Source organism: Bacillus cereus group sp. BfR-BA-01522, from assembly GCF_022662635.1.
GTDB classification, from domain to species: Bacteria; Bacillota; Bacilli; order Bacillales; family Bacillaceae_G; genus Bacillus_A; species Bacillus_A cytotoxicus.
The window spans coordinates 113,803-134,262 of sequence record NZ_JAKUDY010000011.1 but is presented as its reverse complement, the minus strand read 5'-3'; the positions used below and the strand labels follow the sequence as shown (position 1 = coordinate 134,262).

The following is a 20,460-nucleotide window of genomic DNA, read 5'->3' as shown; positions in this document are numbered from 1 at the left end:
CTTTAATCTGCGGGGTTTTCTTGGTTATTCCTTGTTTCTTTCTGCATCCTAAGGCGTGAATCTGACTGTTCTAAGCATTCGTACCGTTTGAAGAGAACATATCATTATGAAGTCTAGTGGATTTTGATATATTCATTAATATTCCTACCGCAATTAAATTGGTTATGAAAGAACTTCCTCCGAAGCTGACAAAGGGTAGCGGTGTACCCGTAAGAGGAATAATTCCTGTAATCCCTCCCAAATTCACAATTGTCTGTATTCCAATCATACATCCAATTCCAATTGCTAACAAGCTCCCAAACAAATCTGGACACTTTTGAGAAATTCGCAAAGCGCGAATGACTAGTAGCAACAGTCCCATTAAAATGAGGAATACCCCTATAAAGCCAAGCTCTTCAGATATAATGGCCATTATAAAGTCTGTATGTGGCTCAGGTAAGAATCCACGTTTTTGGATACTATTACCGAATCCGCTTCCAATTATCCCCCCCGATCCAATTGCAATAAACGAATTAATGAGTTGATATCCACTTGTTTGTGGGTCATCAAATGGATTTAAAATCGTCGTGATTCGTTTCATTTGCACTTCAGATAAGCCATATTTAATAAAAGCGTATAGAATCGGCACTGTCAAAACAGATGTGAATAAAATTCTTTTTATTAAATATTTAATACTTATACCTGAACAGAAAAAAATAGAAAAGCTTGTTGCGACAATTAACAACGCTGAACCTAGATTAGGCTGTTTATATATTAAAAAAAAGATAACAGAGAGAAATAAAATGATTTTCCCAATTCCCTCCCAATACGGTTTTCCCAGTTCTTGACGAATCGCAAAAAAACGAGCCACTACAATAATCATACCCAATTTAGTAAATTCTGCAGGCTGTATTCCAAATATCCAAGATTGCGCATTATTTACAACTTTCCCCTTCCACAAAACTAAGCAAAGTAAAGTAATACTAAAAACTACGATACATACTGAAATAAACCTCTTTTTCCAAAACTTAAAAGGAATAAACATACATATAAACAAATATACTCCACCTATTAATAATTTGTGTAATTGCGACTGAAAAAAGTAATGACTGGGAAGTTCATAATGGGTAATTGCAACTATAGAACTAGCACTGTACAACATTATAATCCCTAATGTAGATACCAATACCAGTGGGAGTAGTAAAGCGTAGTCAATTTGCTTTACAAATTCCTTCATTGTCTCTACCTCCATTAATTTTTAATACCGTTAAAAATTACGAACCCCCTACCATTTTATTCAAATATTCAAATAAATCTTAGCAACTGTAAAGTAAATAATGAGTCCCGTCCCATCAACAAGTGTCGTTATGAAAGGACCCGAAATAACAGTAGCATCTAATTTTAATTTATTAAGAATTAATGGTAATACTGACGCTACAAAAGAAGACCATATTACAACAAAAAGTGCTGAAATAGCTACAACTTTTGCAATCTCTTGTCCCATACCAAGTGTATATGCTCGAATCAACGCAGCTCCTCCAAGTGTAAAACCAAGAAATATACCTACTAATATTTCTTTCTTCATAACATGGAAAATATCTTTAAATTTTATTTCTTCTACTTTTAGTGCACAGACAAGCGTCGTAACAACTTGAGTACCTGTATTCCCGCCAGTACCAATTAATAATGGAATAAAAAAGGAAAGAGCAACGACGTGTGCAATGACTTCTTCGTAATAGGATATAACAGTACTTGTATATGCCTCAGCTATGAATAGGACAAGTAACCACGGGATACGTTTCCAATAAATGCTCCAGATTGAACTATTCAAGTAAGGCTGATGAGATGACTGGTAGTAATCTAACTTGTAAGTATTTTCGATATGATGATTCTCAGTAGAGTATATTGCTCCATTAAGAGCTACGCTTCCAATTAAACGATGATCCTTAGTAACTACAGGCAGCTCTGATACATTCATGCTTGTTAACCGCTTTAATATAGATTGCGAATCTTCATCTATTTGTGCAGTAACTACTTTTCGAATCATTATATCCGAAACTAGCACATCATCATCTGCTGATAACAATTTATGAATAGAAACAACTCCGTTAAGATACCCATAATTATCAACTATGTATATATTCGAAAAATATTTTATGTCTGTAGCAGTTTTTCTAATATGAGAAAAAGCTCTTTTCACTGACCACGCTTCTCTAATTGATATATAGTCGTTTTCTAATAGTCCTCTCATATTATTGGCATTCAAACTTATTAAATTATGGATATCTTTTTTTACATTGCCATCTAGATAATGCATCATTTCCTTTCGTTGTGTTGAATGGATGGCTAATAAAAAATCGATTAGGTCACGATTAGGTTTTGTATTCATTATAATTTTCGTTTTAAATTTAGGTAGATTTATTAAAATACTATATTGCTGATCAGGAATCAAGTATTTCATAATTTGAATGCTTTCATTCACCGGAAAAATATCCATTAATTCGACTTGTTTACTAAGCGGAAATCTTTCTATCTCTTTAGCAATTTCACATGATTGATACTGCATAATTTCTTCTATTAAAGAAGTGTTCTTACTTATAAGTAATTGTTCTAAACGTTCTTTCACAATATCCCTCCCTGCTAAACAAGAAAATTGAAAATTCACTTGTTTGTTAAGTTATTCACTGCAATATAAAGATAAAAGAAACATAACAGCATCATTTCGCTCATATTCCATGAAAAAAATTTCTTGTATCATACTTAAATCGAATTGTTCTACTAGACTTGATGAAATCATTTCATTCGGTAGCAAACTTACATTCTCGACTTTTGTGTTTTTACATATTTTTCTATATGTTTACCCCGAATTAAAGCGATCGTTACACGAACCATATTTGTCTATTGGACAATCTAATAAAGGGTAGGTCTTGTAGAAATGGATTTCTTCATCTACACTTACAAATAATGACTGAATTCAAGTCCTGTTTGAAATTCATAATTTTGCCTCTTTCATAAATAACAGAAGAAACATTTAAAAAACCCATCACTTCCTCTTTCTTCAATATCTCTATTCATATAGGAATCATTTTTTTACAGAGAGTTAAAGATAAATTTACTATTTAAAAATATTTATACCTACCCTAAAATCATATCAATTCCCGTACAAATACATGATACTAAATAAATAACTTATATTTACATAATATTTTCCTTTTGTTAAAGGGAGTTTTCTTCCTTTCCTTTTTTGATTCTATATAAAAATATAGACTTGAACGTTTGAACAGAGCATTACAGCAAGAGAAAAGACGTAAGACAGATTTGGAGATTCTGCTTATTCAAAGAAAAGAAATATGTAATATGCGAACGAATCTCCATTCAATTTAGATCAAAATGAAATCCCATATTACACAAGGTATATCTCAAAAAGATGATAAACTCGAGTTTATATACGTGTGTAAAGCGGGATATGCAAGGAGCTACCTACAAAAAAATATAGAAAAAATCTTCATAATAAAAAAGTGAAAGTTTCCTCGACTTCATCGAGGAAACTTTCACTTTTTAAACGATAAGGACTTTTTCAGTAATTTCTTTTTTTAACGATAAGCAGAAACGTTATGTCCTTTTGCTTCGTAATAGTCTAGGATACCAGCGTAGATTGCTTCAGCAGCACGCTGTCTCCATTCTGGTGAAGATAGTTTCTCACCTTCTATTTGATTGTCTACAAATCCTAGTTCTGTTAATACAGCTGGCATTGTATTTTCACGAACTACGTATAGATCCCCTTCTTTAACTCCTCTGTCGCGTGTTCCCAGTGCACTTACAAGACGACTTTGGATTTTTTCGGCTAGTAAACGACTCTCATCTACATATGGATTTGTTGCACGTGTTGCTGATCTGTAGTAGTAAGTTTCTGTGCCGTGAGCCGTTCCGTCAAAACCGTTACCGTGAATACTTACAAAGATATCTCCATTATTTTGTTGTGCAAATTCCACTCGTTTTCTCAGAGAATCTTTTGCATCTGTTCCTGGTCGTACATCTGTATCATGTGTTAGCAATACAGTAAATGGCGTTTTTTGTTCAAATAATTTCTGTACACGTAGCGCTGTATCTAATACAATTTTACTTTCGTCCATATTTACGCCTGTATGACCTGGATCGACTCCGCCATGACCTGGATCAATAATAATCGCCTTTCCTTCCAAGAAGTTATCTTGCTTTGGCGGATTTAATTGATTTTTATCAACCCATTGAAAACCAGAGCTTGTCCGAATGCGAATCCAGCTTCCGCTTTCTTCTATAACTGTTACTGTTTGCGGTGCATATGTACCTAGTATTTTCGATGAATGTGATGCTTCTTGATATGTAGTAAACGCGCTATGAATTGTTTCTTTCTTTTCCTGTAATGGTGTCCATTTATCGCCTTTATCCGTTACAATTTTCAGCCAACCATCTTCTCGCTCTTCTTTTACCACAATCATTTGCGGTGCATGCTGATTTGATGTAATCCCTGATGATAAGGATGGCTGATGATATGTAATGAAATATCTGTTCATGTACATTCTTTTTGATGTATCTGCTTTTTGCATATCCGTTTGTGCGATAAATTGCGCTGCTTCTGCGCGCGTCACAATACCATTTGGTTTCCATCCATCACCAGTACCCTTTGAAATCCCTAATGCAACTAATATATTCGCTTGTTTCTCACCCCAATGCCCTTTTAAATCAGCAAATTGCGTTGGTAAATTACCAATAATTCTATTATTTAGCTTATAAGCTTCAACAAGCATAGATGCCATGGAAGCACGATCAATGTTTTTTGATGGGTTAAAGTGACCGCTCCCATCTCCTTTAATGACACCAGCTTTTTCAACCGCCGCAATATATGGAGCTGCCCAATGATGTTTAGCATCTTGGAATGAAGGTTTTGCTTCTTTATTAATCTGTAAGCCTAGTACCATAGCTATTAACTTTGCAGCTGAACCACGGTCAATTTCTTCTGATGGTGAAAAGGTTCCATCTGGTTTTCCATCAAGTGCATGTTTCTCCACTAAATAGTTAACTGATTGTTGTGCCCAGCTTGGTACATCTGGAAATGTTTTTCCTGCTGCTGAGGTGCTTAATGGATAAGTGAATAAGTTAGCTGCCAAAATTCCAGCTGCGATTACTCCGTATTTCATTCGCTAGTTTCTCCTCTCAAATCTTCTCATTCTCAAAATCTCATTTATTAAAATAGTACCTAATTTAGTGTATTCCATTTATTAATTTGAGTAAATATGAATAACATTAATTAATATTTAAATATTAATTACAGAAACGTATCATTTAGATATAAAAATATAAAATTACCTTTTCACTATAAAAAAGAGAGTGTGTCTATCACTCATAGACACACTCTCTTTTTCTATCAAACTTGTATATTAACGATAAGCTGACACATCGTTACCCTTCCACTCATAATAATCTAAAATACCAGCATAAATTGCTTCAGCAGCACGTTGTCTCCACTCTGGCTGAGCTAGTTTTTCACCCTCGATCTTGTTATCAACAAATGCTAGTTCTGTTAATACAGCCGGCATTGTATTTTCACGGGTCACGTATAAGTCTTTGTGTTGTACACCTCGATCGCGTGTTCCAAGTGCCGCAACAAGGCGTTTTTGAATTTTTTGAGCTAACATGTAGCTTTCATCTACATGTGGGTTTGTTCTTTTTGTTTTAGAGTTATAATAAAATGTCTCTGTTCCATTAGCTTGTCCGTTATATGCATTACCATGAATACTTACAAAGATATCGGCTTTATTTCTTTGTGCAAATTCTACCCGTTTTTTTAGGGAATCCGCTGCACTGCTTCCTGGTCTCGCATCTCCTTCACGTGTTAACAAAACAGTAAATGGTGTTTTCTTCTCAAACAGTGCCTTTACTCGTTTCGATGTATCCAACACAATTTTACTTTCTTCCATATATAAACTGTCTTTCCCTGGATCCGGATCACCGTGACCTGGATCAATGATAATTGCTTTCCCTTCTAGGAAGTTTGCTTGTTTTGGAGGATTTAATTGCTTTTTATCTAACCATTGAAAACCAGCATTTGTACGAATGCGAATCCAGTCTCCACTTTCCTCCATAATTGTTACAGTTTGTGGGCCGTATTTCCCTAATATCGTAGATTTGTGAGATGCTTCTTGATACGTAGTAAATGATTCACCGATATACTCTGTTTTCTCATGTAATGGCGTCCATTTATCACCTGTACTTGTTACAATCTTCATCCAGCCGTCTTTTCGCTGTTCTTTTACTTCAATAATTTGTGGTTTATGTTGATTAGATGTAATACCAGATGAAAGGGATGGCTGATGATACGTGATAAATGGTCTATCCATATACATTCTTTTAGATGTATCTTCTTTTCTCATATCTGTTTTCGCAATAAATTGAACTGCTTCAGCTCGTGTTACTTGACCTTCTGGGTCCCAAACATTTCCTTTTCCTTTAGAAATCTCTAAAGCCGCTAGAATGTTCACATTTTTTCTGCCCCAGTGATCTTTTATGTCATCAAATTGATTTGGGATTTCTCCAATAACTTTCCCTTCTAAAGCATAAGCTTTAACAAGCATCGTCGCCATGGAAGCTCGATTGATTTTACCTGTTGGATTGAATTTCCCATTCCCTTCCCCAACAATAATCCCAGCTTTTTCTACTGCTGCAATATAGGGAGCTGCCCAATGATTTTGCGCATCTGTAAACGATGGTTTTGCCTCTTTGTTCACATCTAATCCAAGAACACTCGCTAATAATTTAGCTGCCGATCCACGGTCAATCTCTTCAATCGGTGCAAACGTCCCATCTGGCTTTCCATCCAGTACATTCTTTGCAACTAAATAGTTCACTGAATCTTGTGCCCATGTCGGCACGTCTGGAAAGCTTTTTCCCGCAGCCAAACTGCTTGTTGGACAAGATAATACCGCAGCTGTCAGAATGCCCGCAACAACTTTTCTGTAATTCATAAGTCAATCCTTCTCCCCTCAAAATCTCTCATTTTCATTGTAAAATATTCGTTCTACTAATCACCCAAAATATGTCAACTATAATAGTTTACATTATTAAAATATTATAGTAAACATATTTTTAAAATATACTCCTTGGAAACATCAAAAAAAGTGAGTAGTACTGAAATACCACTCACCTTTTTCAACGATTGATTACTCTCCTACCATCGGTGATAACACATAGGCATAAACAAGCGCTTCTGTATGTGCAATTGAGCTTTCATGTGTACGTTCAAACGCATGAGATGAATCAATTCCGGCTCCAATTAACGCATGTTTTATATCGAATCCAGCTCGAATCGCTGCTGAAGCATCTGAGCCGTAATATGGATAAATATCTACTTTATATTCAATCTTGTTTTCTTTTGCAAGTTCTACTAGATGCTTGCGTAAGCCATAATGATACGGACCGCTAGAATCTTTCGCACAAATGGATACCGTATATTCATCTGAAGCTTGTCCATCTCCTAACGCTCCCATATCGACTGCTAAATATTCTACCGTTTCTTCTGGAATATTAGAATTTCCTCCATAACCAATTTCTTCATTATTAGAAATTAAGAAATGCGTTGTATATGGTAATATCACCTTTTCTTCTTGTAATCGTTTTATAAGTTGTAATAGAATCCCGACACTTACTTTATCATCTAAATGACGCGACTTTATGTATCCACTTTCTGTAATTTGCACGCGCGGATCAAATGAAACAAAATTTCCTACTTCAATTCCTAATGCACGCACCTCATCCGCTGAAGATACTCGTTCATCAATGCGGACTTCAATATTTTTCTCATCACGTTTCGCTTCTCCTGCATCCTTATATACATGAACCGATGTTTGGTGCATTAAAATTGTCCCGGTATACGTTTTTCCGCTCGATGTTTCAATCTCACAATATTCTCCTTCCACCGAATTCCAGCGAAATCCACCAATCATCGATAAACGAAGGCGGCCATCCGCTTTAATCTCTTTTACCATCGCCCCTAACGTATCGACATGCGCTGTTACTAAACGGTGCCGCAACTCATTCTTTCCTTTTAGCGTCAGAATAAGAGCTCCCTTATGATTTCGTTTCGTCTCTACATTCCATTCCTTCACATAGTTTTCAATAAAGCTTATAATTTTCCCTGTATTTCCAGATGGACTTGGAATTGAAACGAGCTGCTTGATCAGCTCCATCGTTTCTTTTGTTTGATGTGCCACTGTCATTCCTCCTCTTTTTTTCCTAATATTCAGTATACCGAAATACTCATAAAACCTCTACTCATCTTCTATATATCTTGTTTCGAATTCTACAATTATCGTAAAATATAACAGTCAAATGAAAAAAGAGGAAACCCTGTGAAATTTACAAAAAAACATGAAGAAATACTTTTAATTTGGATATTATCATCTTTATTATGCCTGCATATCGGTACTTCTATCGCCATTTCTGTAGGATGGATATTCACCGCAGTCCTTTTCATGATGAGTCTCTACATAGGAAACAAACATATTAAAAAAAGCACAGCCATTCCTAAAAGCTGTGCTTTTTCTATTACACTATTCCTCAGAAACATCAAGAAGGTAGATTCCTTTTTCGAATCCTCCGCGCTCCGTTTCTTTTTGTTTCCGAATGCGTTCGATGTCTTGGAACGTTGCCCCTTCTGCACGCGCTAATGCAATGATAACCTCTAATGCATCAGCAAGTGAATCAAGCGCATGTTCCCGCTCCTTCATCGAAGCAAATTCACGAAGTTCTTCCGTTCCAATTTTCGCTAATGCTTGTATGTAGGCTTGCCCTGTTAATGTTTGTGCTGTATATGTTTTTCCAGACATTAAAATCTTTTCTGGAACACGATCTCTTACTAACTTATTATATGTTGCCATCGTCTCTTTGCCTTCCTCTCATTCCTTACAATCTTTTGAACTATGCAATATAACATACATAACGATGAAAAGCGTAATCACCATTATACTTTTTCTTTTATTTTTTCATCTATTTCTCCTAAAAAAGTGCTAACACAATTATACTAAAATGTGCTAGCACTTTCTTCCTTTTTATTCTCCTTTAAAGATTGGGGAACGCTTTTCTAAAAACGCAGCAATTCCCTCTTTATGATCGGCTGTTTTTCTCATTGCATATTGTCCACGCTTTTCAAGTGCTAGTGTTCGTTCCAGACTTGAGCGATTGAATTCACATAAAATTTGTTTCGTTTGAATCATTGCTTGAATTGGCTTTTGCAACCACTCATTGATTTTTTGTTTTACAGCCCCTTGGAAGTTTTCCCCGATTACTTCATCAATTAAACCGAGATCTAACGCTTCCGTTGCCGATAGTTTTTTCCCTTCCCAAATGATTTGCTTGGCCACATTTTCACCAAGTCGTTTTTGTAAGAAGAAATGTCCTCCGCCATCTGGAATCAGCGCAATTCCAATGAAATTCATCGCAATAATAGATGAAATATCTGCTAGCACATAATCCGCTGTTAACGCAATGCTTAGTCCAAGGCCTGCCGTTGGACCATGAATTGCACTAATCACAAGCTTTGGCATTGTATATAACGTAATAACAATTTCCGAAATCGTATTCATAATGTCGTCAAATTTACTTTCATCGTTGCTAGAAAGCATGGATTTAATATCCCCACCTGCAGAAAAACCACGGCCATTTCCGCATAATACGACAATGTGAGCAGGACTTTCTGCCACTTCTTTCAGTTTTTTTCGTAATTCTCTTAAGGTAGGCTCATCTAACGCATTTAATACTTCAGGACGATTGACCATCACTGTTGCAACACGTCCTTCATATTTCACAACAACAGATTCTGCTTTGCTTTTTACTTCCATTATATACCCCTCTCTCTTGTCCAATGATTATACTTCTATACTTATAGAAAAGAGCTACAAAACCCTTCTTTTTCCCTAATTTTCTGTCTAATAAAGGCAAATTTTGTATGTTTTCTTGTATAAAACGAATGATTGCGAAGAAAAATAATGGAGTTCAAAGAGATTCTTCACCTCTTCCCTTCTATTTACCATTAGAATGAAATAGTGTATTCTTAAGTTTGATGTACCAAAATCATATAGAAATTCATTCGCCTTACAATAGATGAAAGGCTGTTATGAGCAGCGGAAAATCACGCTGCAATAAAGGAATGAAGAAATGGAGGAAAACATGGTTAACAAGTTGAAACAAACGGATAACTACTTCCCACATTTCCTGTTACTATTCATTGTGTTTCAACCAATTTTAGATTTACTAACATCTTTTTCAATCTACATATTACACATGAGTGCGACAGTCGGAGTTGTAGTCCGTTTTGCTTTTATGCTTCTTGCACTAGGGTATCTTCTTTTTCATATAAAGAAGCCTGGAAATAGAAAGTATATTATTTATTTGATCTTACTTGGAATTGTTTTGGGAATTGGCCTAATCAACAATATGATCGTAAAATCACCTGTTTCATTTAGCGAAGAAGTGAAGTTCATTTTAAAGAGTGTATATCCATTTGTATTATTGTTTGGATATATTATCGTCTTTAAAGAATTAAAGGATCAAACAGATACATACAACAAACTGATTACCTATTTCTTATATACAACAATTATTTTAAGTATTGTCATGATTGTATCGATGGCAACGGGAACAGATTTCCCAAGCTATCCACATTCAAAGATTGGTTCAAGAGGATGGTTCTTTGCCGGAAATGACTTAAGTGCTATTTTCGCCATTATGTTCCCAATCGTTGTCCTTTACTCTATACATAAAACCACTTCATTTTCAAAAATATACTACTGGATTCCAACACTGTTAGCCATGTATGCAAGCATTATGGTTGGAACAAAAGTTGGTTATGGCGCAATTGTTGTTACATTAGGCATAGCCCTTTTCTTTTCATTTATTGAATATATGATGAACCGGAAAAAGGAAGGGAAGGGATTCCCTCAGCTCGTAAATACAATTGTTGCGCTCGTTGTACTAGCAGGATTAGGTGTGCTTACGCCGCTAACTCCAATCGCAAAAAATATGGGCATACATTTGCAAATATATGAATACAAAAAAGCGTTACGAGAAGAGCAGGAACGAAAAGAAGGAAAAGTAGTAAAAGAAGATCCGGACGAAGCGAAAAAACATGCGCAAGGTGAACTGACAGATTCTGAAGTAAAGAGCTTAATCTATAGCGACCGAGATAAATTCTTAAAGGTATACCAAAGATATTATAAAGAAGCACCCCTGTCACAGAAACTATTTGGTATGGGATACGCTGGAAACTATACAAAAAAAATCAAGTTAATCGAGATGGATTTTCACGATATATTCTTTGCTTTCGGAATCGTTGGCTTTCTCATTTACTTCATACCGCTTCTATACTTTGGAGTCCGATTACTAATCCGTTTCCTTGCAAACTTCAAACAAATGCTGACTGTAAAATATACGCTGCTTGCTAGCACCATTCTCTTATCGCTTGGCATCGGCTTTATGTCCGGTCACGTATTAACTGCACCATCTGTTAGCATTTTCTTTGTAGTCATTCTTGCATACTTAATTGTTGATTTACGAGCGGAATAATTTCTAATGTTCAATCAAAAAGCAGCATCCCTAGATGCTGCTTTTTACTGTTGTATAGATGCATAAATTCGATCTAACACTTCATCAATATTATCTTTTGTAATCACAATCCCAAAATCTTTTGGAATCGTATGATCTTCTTTATTGACAACTTTATGTGCAATCATTTTCCCCACTTCTGGCCGGAAATGATGTCCATCCATATAGTTGTCCAAGTTTGTTGTAACAGAGTTTATATACATAAAGTGTTGCACTTCTCCAAATACATCAACAACGTCATGAAGCCATCTTTTATACTCTTCCCATCTGCCAGACTGAATCATCGTCCGAAAAAGTGGCTCAGAAACAGGCGTTGTAAAAATATAAAACTTCGTATTTGGATTATGAGCTTTTACAGTACCTAATATTTCTTTCATATTTTGATATTCATAATTCCCACCATAGATTTCCCTACTAAATTTATCAACTTGTGCTTGAATTTGTGCATCTCTTTCTTCTTTCGTATACTCACGCATTTTCTTTATATTATCACGATTATATCGATCAATATCTGTACTCTGATGGATAGATGTCTTAATTGTCTGTAAAGAATAGGTAATCCCATCTGTACTCACATACGATTTAATTGGATATAACCAGCTCCGTGCCTGATCGATATACACGTTTGGCTTATCAAAACCAATCTCTCGGTTTCCATTCGTTCCAAGAAAATCTAAGCCAATCACAATAGATGATAATTCACTTCCCTTTTGTTCCTTTGCATATTCAATATATGCATCATATTCACGCGGATCCATACTACTAACCGCATAGTTAAATGCATGTAATCCAGTGAAATCATGCTGGTTAATAAATGTCGTTCGGCTGCTTCCCAATATAATACTATCGTAAGGAAACGGACGATATGATATGTAGTTTGTTTTTTGCTGTCTCTCATTAAATCCAAACTGAACATTATTCCACTTATTTTTATGAGGGAATATCCAAAGGGAATCAATATAGCTATTAAATATCCCTACCCCAATAAGCGGAATGAAAACAAATGCAGAAACGACAATAAGCCAATGTTTGTTTTTCATATTCCCCACCTAGAAATTAAAATATAAAAACTCACTAATACTTGTTAAATGTAGCACGCTATATACAAGCAATATTGCTGTAAATACTGCATTCCATATGTGAGGTCGAAACGTATCTCTTAACTGAATAGAATTCTTTAAGAAGAAACTAATACATAACGCACCCAAAATATAAACGACCATCGTCCGGTCTAATTGTGATACTTGATAACTTTCTGTAAACGAAATACTATACTGCGCCAAAAACTGCATTTTCTGCAATATAAATGCAGGAAACACACTGTTTGCTAGTTCAAATCCATTTAAGCCAATCATACCTTTTAATACTTTTATCGCATCATGCCACGATGTAGCACGGAAAAACACCCAAGTTATATTAATAAATAGGAATGTAATCAGCCAACCAGCCCACGGCGGCATACACCCGCCCATCTTTCTCCATAAACGATGAATCACTGAAGCAGCCCCGTGCAAAAATCCCCAGAAAATAAAGGTCCAACCAGCGCCGTGCCAAAGACCACTAATTAAAAAGACAATCATAATGTTTACATACGTTCGCGTTACGCCTTTACGATTCCCACCTAATGAAATATATACATATTTCGTTAAAAATTGACTGAGTGTCATATGCCAGCGATGCCAAAAATCCTGTATATTCACTGCTTTATACGGTGAATTGAAGTTTTGCGGCAATGTAATATTGAACAGTAAAGCGATTCCAATTGCCATATCGCTATACCCGCTAAAGTCAAAATACAGTTGAAATGTAAAAGCAAGTGACGATAGCCATGCTTCAACAAACGTTAAACTCGGTTGTACATCAAATCCTTCCCGAACAAGAGGTGATAGCACATCTGCAATCCCAACTTTTTTAAAAATCCCAATTGCAAATACGAATATCCCCAGCACAAGGTACTTCGATTGCCAACGCTTCTTCTCACGATCCATAAATTGCGGCATAATTTGTGCATGATGCACAATTGGACCTGCAATCAATTGAGGGAAAAACGTAATAAACAACGCATAATCAAGAAAATGACATGCTTCTGTTTCTCCGTGATATGTATCTACTAAAAAAGCAATCTTTTGGAACGTATAAAAACTAATCGCAAGCGGTAATGTTAATGATAACAATGTAAAATGCGTTCCAAATAGTTCGTTTACATTTTCTAAAAAGAAATCATAATACTTAAAATAACTAAGCATTCCGATATTAAACAGTAAACCAACCGTTAACAGCACTTTACTTCTATGCTGCACAAGGTGCATCCCAATAAAATAGTTCACAATAAGCGATACTAACATAAGCGGCAAATACTTTACATTCCAATAACTATAGAAAAATAGCGATGCAAGCACAAGCCATACCTTTGCCAATGTCACATATCCAAATCTATTTAATAAAAAATATAAAAGAAACGCGATTGGTAAAAATAAAAAAATAAACTCAAATGAGTTAAATAACACACCATCTCTTCCCTTCTAAACGAATCACACTTTATCATCTTATCTTATCCAAATAGTGGGTGTCAAAGGGATTCCGCACATATAAAATATGACATATGAAGTGAAACTTATTTCATGATTCACCCTCCTCCCATTTTAATTGAATTATTAAAATGATAAAATATTAAAGGCACTTTTATGAGAAAAAATATATAATAGATATGTCGCTTTTTGGAAGATAAAATGAGTAATAATTCTTTCAATCTGTTCTAATAGAATGTATTTTATAAAAAGTGAGGAGAATAGCTTGGTATTTAGTAGTACTGTTTTCTTATTTATCTTTTTACCCTTAGTATTATTTTTCTATTTTATTGTGCGGGCTGCATTACGGAACTTCGTATTACTAGCATTTAGTTTACTCTTTTACGCATGGGGAGAACCACGTTTTGTTTTCTTAATGCTCTTCTCCATCCTATTAAACTACTGCTTCGGTTTACTCGTACATCGTTATGAGCAGCATAAAAATATGAAAATCACCTTTTTAATTATGGCGATTATCGGTAATATTTTACTTCTTGCTTATTTTAAGTATATTTCCTTCTTTGCTGACATTGTCAATCAAACATTGAACCTATCGATTCATATCGATCCTGTTCCATTACCAATTGGAATCTCATTCTATACGTTCCAAGCAATGTCTTATGTCATTGATATATACCGTAAAGATGGAAAGGTTCAAAAAAATCCGCTCGATTTAGCATTGTATATCTCGATTTTCCCGCAGCTCATTGCTGGGCCAATCGTTCGATACAATATCGTTGCGGAACAAATAAAATCGCGCATTCATTCTTTTGAAAAATTTACAGAAGGCATTCAAATCTTTATTCTTGGACTAGCAAAGAAAGTTTTAATCGCCAATCAAGTTGGATTTGTTGCTGATAAAATTTTTGCCCTTCCTCCTTCAGAAATAGGTGTCGGCACAGCATGGATTGGCATTATTGCCTATACACTACAAATTTATTTCGATTTTAGTGGATACTCTGATATGGCAATTGGACTTGGGAAAATGTTCGGATTTGATTTCCCTCGCAATTTCCATTACCCATACATTTCAAAATCTATTTCGGAATTTTGGAGAAGATGGCATATTACACTCGGTTCTTGGTTTCGCGATTATGTATATATCCCGCTCGGGGGAAATCGCGTCTCTAAACTAGCCAACTATCGAAATGTATGTATCGTTTGGGGGCTCACTGGTTTATGGCATGGTGCAAGTTGGACGTTCCTTGCTTGGGGATTATATTACGGATTGATTATTTCGATTGAAAAAGCAGGTCTTGAAAAACTGTTACAAAAACTATGGAAACCGCTGCAACATATGTATGTATTATTACTTGTTATGATTGGATGGGTCTTTTTTCGCGCTGACAATTTTGCGTACTCGTTCCAATACTTACAATCAATGATCGGTCTTCATCATCCACTAACAGATGATAACACGATGTTATACTTACATGAATATGGTCTTGTCTTTCTCATTGCCTTCATTGCAGCAACACCAATTTTAATGCGCATTCAAAACGTACTCGAACTTGCGCCAAAGACGTATGCATTTTCTATGCAAATTGCACGTCCAATTATATTACTCACATTATTTATGATTTCGATTATGTATCTCGTTAATTCGACATATAATCCATTTATTTATTTTAGGTTCTAACTTATAAAGGAAGGAAAAGTAATTATGAAAAAATTGGGGAACTTTGTTCTTTGTATCGGTTTTCTCACCATTATCCTTTCATTTGGAATTATATCATTGCTGAAAACAGATCGTGCGATTTCACCTGTTGAAAATCGTCAACTTGCTCAAAAACCTGTCCTGACAAAAGAATCGATTGTGTCGGGCAATTTCTTTAAAGATTTCGAAGCATATACAAACGATCAATTAGTGGGCCGAGATGAGCTCATAAAAACCTATACGCTTGCCCAGATCAAAATGGACAAGTCTCTCATTAACGATATCATTCTTACCGATGATAAATGGCTCTTAAAAAATCCGGCATGGACAACAAAATATAAAGAAATTGACAAGTCAATGCCAAGGATTCGAGAATTGTCTCAGTTTCTGAAAGAACAAAATATTGAGTTTTACTTTGCACTGCCGCCGTCTAAAACGAACGCCTTATCATTTAAATTACCTTCTCACATTCAAACATATGCGAAGGAAAATTTACAATACTTTTTAAATCAACTTCCAGCGGATGTAAAACCAATTAAAATTATGGAACATTTTCAGAAACAATATACACAAAAAGAAATACAAGATATGTATTTTAAAACAGATCATCACTGGAATATGGATGGTGCCTTTCTAGGCTACCAATACATTATGAATACGATAAAACAAGAATCTTCTATATATATAGGAAAAGAAGTGAAGCGAGAAGATTACACGCGAGTATGTGCAAAAAACAAGCATCTCGTTGGTAGCTTTAATAACCAATTGTATCAGCTCATCGATGCAACAGGTGAAAAACTATGCTATTACACACCAAAGGGTGGCTTCCACTTCACAAGTGTTACGGTCAAAGATGCAAATGGCACAATTTATCATTCACTAGATGAACTATATGGTACAGAAAAACAAAAGGGCACAACATCATACGCAGGGTATTACACAAACGATTATCCGGAAATTATCTTTGAAAATCATGATGCACCAAACAATACCCGTATTTTAATTTTAAAAGACTCATTTGCAAATGCGATCATACCGCACTTCGCCCAAAACTTTAAACATACATCAATACTAGATTTACGTCACTATCACGAAAAAGATGTTTACCAATACATAAAAGACAACAATATTAATATGGTCTTGTTTGTATATAGTGACTCCAATTTAAGTGGTGAAATGTTTAAGTTTAAGCAATAATCATAAGATAAGCCCCTTTAGAAATCTCTAAAGGGGCTTATCTCATTAGAACAAAAACAATCCCCACGCCACTAGTAGCGCAGGGATTAGTAATCAATTAGATTTCTTCTTTAATTACGTTGATTGTTACAGCTTTTGTACCATACTCAGTAGTTGGTGCAACTCTATCTTTCAATACTTTAAAGATAACTGTACCTTTATCTCCAAATGCAGTTGTTACACCTTTGAAGACATCATTTTTCTTATCAGCAGTTTCATCAGCTAAGAAGTCGAATAGTTCATTTCCTTCTTTAGATACTGTATCATTTGATTTCACAGCTGTTACATAACCAAGCGCAACATCGTTACCATCAAATGTAGCATTGTCGTTGCGGTCAAGGTAAAGTTTACCTTGTTCTGGATTTGCTGCATCATCTACAATACGTACTTTATGTTCTGTGTTGATATTTAATTTGATACCGTTTATAACATCATCTTTATCACTCTTCACAACGTCAAGCACTCTATGAATATCTACTTTACGATTTTCAAATTGTTCCACTTCTACATCTTTAAATTTAACAGATGTAATTTGAATATTTTCTTGTGTAACAGTAATTGTAGCGTGTCCAGCTGTAGCGCCATCTTTCGTTAAAATAACATCTGTAACACCTGCTTTTTTACCTGTTACTTTTAATGCTTTTCCATCAATTTTAGCTTCCGCAATTTCCTCATTACCTACTCTAAATTCGTAACCTTCTAAGCTTGCTGCATCTGCATATACACCTTCTGTAGTGTAGTTAGATAATTGATATGCAACTGTATTTCCTGCTGCAAGTGTAGTATCTGCTGCTTGATCTTTTTGACCTGCTTTAGAAACTAGCTCGAAACGTGGAGCGTCATGACCGATATTGCTCTTCGTAACTTCAACATGAAGTGAGCCGTAACCTTCGCCGCTTGCATTGTTATTTGGGTTTTGGAAGTGGATTGTACCTGCTCCCACTTTCGCACCTTTTACTAGAATAGAAGATGTGCCAATTGAACCTTCTTTTGTTGTAGTAACATCTAGAGCTTTTACAATACCTGTTTGCGGTAACACTTCTTTAATTGCGTCAGTGTTTGCACCAAATGGATCGCCATATTGGTCAGTTGTTACAAATGTTACTGGTAACTCTTTGCCTTCAACAACTTTTAATTGATCTGGATTTGCTTTTACAGTTGTAAGTTTACGTGCATCCGTTTTTACAACAAAGTTAAAGTCTTTTGTTACATCGCCCACTTTAACAGTAAGTGTTGCAGAACCAGCTGCTTCCGCTTTAATTTCACCGTTTTTCACGGAGATAACACCTGGATTAGATGATTTCAAGCTAATTGCATTAGGATCAACAACTTTGTTCTCTTTATTAATTTGAGCAACAACTTTATGGATACCTGCTTTTTCACCAGCAACTAATGTTTTACTATTTAAAGTAAAGTCTGTTCCATTTAGTACTTTAGCATAATTTACTTTTCCGTCTCTATTTGCATCTACTGCAAAGACAACATTTTTAATTGCTGTTGCTTCTGCATCAAGGTTTTTCACTTCGATAAAGCCAGTGTTTGTAATGGTAATGCCGCCGCGTTTTGTCACTTGTACTTCCACTTTATATTTACCTTCAGCGATACCTTCAGCTAGTTTACCAGTTGTTGACTCTGCAGAACCTCCTTCAAAGATTTCTGCCGGAGTACCATCTAAGTTATTCGCAACAAATTTCACATCGTAACCAGCTATATCTAAATATTCGATGTCAGCGTTGCCTTTTTCGTCATTCACTTTAAATACAACTGCTTGACCTGCACGATCGTCATCAAATGTAAGTGGTTCTACACGTAATTTTTTCACTTCATATACATATTTCGCATTGAATGAATCATCTTTTACTTTTACAGTAAGATCTTTATTTGGAGCAACTTTACCGCTAAGTGTTACAGTTGCTGTTTTTCCATCTTCACTTGCTTGAATTGCAATCGCTTTGTTTCCTTCAAGCGTTACATCTTCAGCAGCAAGCTTTTTCAATCCTGTACCAGTTAATGTTAACTCTGTTGGTCCAGAAACAGAAACGTTCGTTACTTTCGCTTCACTGTTATCTTCTTTTCCATATTTACTATGTGTTTGTGCAATAAATTGAGCTGCCTCTGCACGAGTTACAGATTTATCTGGCTCCCAAGCCTTACCTGTACCTACAGAAATGCCAAGGTTAACGAGGATATTTGCTTTTTCTTCGCCCCAATGTCCTCTTAAGTCATCAAATTTTGTCACTAATGTGCCGTTTACTTTATCTTTTAAGTTATATGCATTTACTAACATAGATGCGAAAGAAGCACGATCGATTTTACCTTCTGGATAGAAGTTATCTTTACCGTCACCGACGATAACACCTGCTTTTTCAACTGCCGCAATGTATTTTGCAGCCCATGTATTTTTAGCATCTTTGAAAGATGGCTGAGCATTTTCATCAATTGGTAATTCTAAAAGCTGTGCAAAGATCGTTGCTGCAGAAGCGCGGTCAATCGCTTCACTTGGACCATATGTGCCATCTGGTTTACCTTTGATAGCACCTTGATCTACTAAATAATAAATGGATTCTGCTGCCCAATGATCAGATGGAACATCTGGGAACGATTTATTTTCCGCTGCTACTGGAGATACAACTCCCGCCACCATTGCCGCTGTCATTGTACCTGCAATTACTTTCTTGTAAGAGTTATTCTTTGCCATTTCTCTCTTTTCCTCCTTTAGGACTATGTTACTAGTTTCATAATCATATGTAATTTGAAAACTAGTTACTTATAAACCTATTAATCGAAAAACTACATACAAACATACATACAAATTCCAAAGAGTTTCACATAATTATAGATAGTAGAAAAAATATTAGGTAAAATAATACATTTTTACTATCTTTTTGAAACAAGTTCATCATACTATATTCGGTTATTTTTTTTCAACAGTTTTATCAAAAGAAGATTCGACATTTTCCGATAATTCAACTTTTTATTGTGTTATCAAGATATAGTCAATAATAAAACCACTTCTACTATTCCATAGGATCAATTTTTCCATTTGTATATCAAATACACAAATGGAATTATATCACAAATAAACACATTATTATCCAAATATTTTTTTGCAGCATCTGTAATATTCAGACTTTTAATGACAATATACCTCGTTTTTCGACAATATCATTCATATTTCTAATCTATTTTTAGTAAGAAAATATTGGGATTTACAAAATCTTTACATATATTGCAAGAGGTTTTGATAGGGTGAGGATATATTTCTCAATAAAGATATATAGTAAAATTGAGAATTTTTTATTTTGTAAACCAAATAAAAAGCCTATGATACTCATAGACTTTTGTCTATTTTCTCATAGGCTTTTACTAATCATTTAATGTATCAAA

At 35.2% G+C, this 20,460-nt stretch carries 13 protein-coding genes; 3 read left to right on the top strand and 10 right to left on the bottom strand.

The window, feature by feature from the left end:
- Positions 1 to 70 precede the first annotated feature (70 nt).
- The 7 genes from MR059_RS16035 to MR059_RS16005 form a co-directional block, all read right to left on the bottom strand.
- Complete coding sequence (locus MR059_RS16035; protein WP_011983828.1) at positions 71 to 1,216, bottom strand: FtsW/RodA/SpoVE family cell cycle protein; 1,146 nt, start codon at positions 1,214 to 1,216, stop codon at positions 71 to 73.
- Between the two features lie 60 nt (positions 1,217 to 1,276).
- Positions 1,277 to 2,605: a magnesium transporter gene (mgtE, locus tag MR059_RS16030; protein ID WP_011983827.1), complete on the bottom strand. Its 1,329-nt coding sequence runs from the start codon at positions 2,603 to 2,605 to the stop codon at positions 1,277 to 1,279.
- A gap of 967 nt (positions 2,606 to 3,572) precedes the next feature.
- Entirely contained in the window at positions 3,573 to 5,156 is a 1,584-nt protein-coding gene (locus MR059_RS16025) for an N-acetylmuramoyl-L-alanine amidase (RefSeq protein ID WP_048723130.1), read from the bottom strand.
- A 240-nt stretch (positions 5,157 to 5,396) separates the two neighbouring features.
- Positions 5,397 to 6,980 carry an N-acetylmuramoyl-L-alanine amidase gene (locus tag MR059_RS16020; protein WP_011983825.1) on the bottom strand — a complete coding sequence of 528 codons (1,584 nt, stop codon included), beginning with the start codon at positions 6,978 to 6,980 and terminating at the stop codon, positions 5,397 to 5,399.
- 195 nt (positions 6,981 to 7,175) lie between these two features.
- The gene (locus MR059_RS16015; RefSeq protein ID WP_011983824.1) at positions 7,176 to 8,225 is read right to left on the bottom strand and encodes a M42 family metallopeptidase; all 1,050 of its coding nucleotides are present in this window, start codon (positions 8,223 to 8,225) and stop codon (positions 7,176 to 7,178) included.
- A gap of 339 nt (positions 8,226 to 8,564) precedes the next feature.
- Positions 8,565 to 8,891 (bottom strand): nucleoside triphosphate pyrophosphohydrolase, encoded by a 327-nt coding sequence (locus MR059_RS16010; RefSeq protein WP_011983823.1) that lies wholly within the window; start codon positions 8,889 to 8,891, stop codon positions 8,565 to 8,567.
- A 171-nt stretch (positions 8,892 to 9,062) separates the two neighbouring features.
- The gene (locus tag MR059_RS16005) at positions 9,063 to 9,851 is read right to left on the bottom strand and encodes an enoyl-CoA hydratase (protein WP_048723133.1); all 789 of its coding nucleotides are present in this window, start codon (positions 9,849 to 9,851) and stop codon (positions 9,063 to 9,065) included.
- 328 nt (positions 9,852 to 10,179) lie between these two features.
- Here MR059_RS16005 and MR059_RS16000 point away from each other — a divergent pair, with 328 nt between their 5' ends.
- Complete coding sequence (locus MR059_RS16000; RefSeq protein WP_011983821.1) at positions 10,180 to 11,574, top strand: O-antigen ligase family protein; 1,395 nt, start codon at positions 10,180 to 10,182, stop codon at positions 11,572 to 11,574.
- Positions 11,575 to 11,618: 44 nt separating this feature from the next.
- Here MR059_RS16000 and MR059_RS15995 read toward each other — a convergent pair whose 3' ends face one another.
- Both MR059_RS15995 and MR059_RS15990 read right to left on the bottom strand, forming a co-directional pair.
- Complete coding sequence (locus MR059_RS15995; protein ID WP_011983820.1) at positions 11,619 to 12,653, bottom strand: BTB/POZ domain-containing protein; 1,035 nt, start codon at positions 12,651 to 12,653, stop codon at positions 11,619 to 11,621.
- A gap of 9 nt (positions 12,654 to 12,662) precedes the next feature.
- On the bottom strand, positions 12,663 to 14,120 hold the full coding sequence (locus tag MR059_RS15990) for an MBOAT family O-acyltransferase (protein ID WP_242161892.1): 1,458 nt from the start codon (positions 14,118 to 14,120) through the stop codon (positions 12,663 to 12,665).
- Positions 14,121 to 14,406: 286 nt separating this feature from the next.
- Here MR059_RS15990 and MR059_RS15985 point away from each other — a divergent pair, with 286 nt between their 5' ends.
- Positions 14,407 to 15,819, top strand: a complete 1,413-nt coding sequence (locus MR059_RS15985; RefSeq protein WP_011983818.1) for an MBOAT family O-acyltransferase — start codon at positions 14,407 to 14,409, stop codon at positions 15,817 to 15,819.
- A gap of 24 nt (positions 15,820 to 15,843) precedes the next feature.
- Positions 15,844 to 17,034 carry a secondary cell wall polysaccharide O-acetyltransferase PatB1 gene (patB1, locus tag MR059_RS15980; protein WP_011983817.1) on the top strand — a complete coding sequence of 397 codons (1,191 nt, stop codon included), beginning with the start codon at positions 15,844 to 15,846 and terminating at the stop codon, positions 17,032 to 17,034.
- A 97-nt stretch (positions 17,035 to 17,131) separates the two neighbouring features.
- Here the strand turns inward: patB1 and MR059_RS15975 are convergent, their stop codons facing one another.
- Positions 17,132 to 19,771 carry an S-layer homology domain-containing protein gene (locus tag MR059_RS15975; RefSeq protein ID WP_048723137.1) on the bottom strand — a complete coding sequence of 880 codons (2,640 nt, stop codon included), beginning with the start codon at positions 19,769 to 19,771 and terminating at the stop codon, positions 17,132 to 17,134.
- Positions 19,772 to 20,460 lie beyond the last annotated feature (689 nt).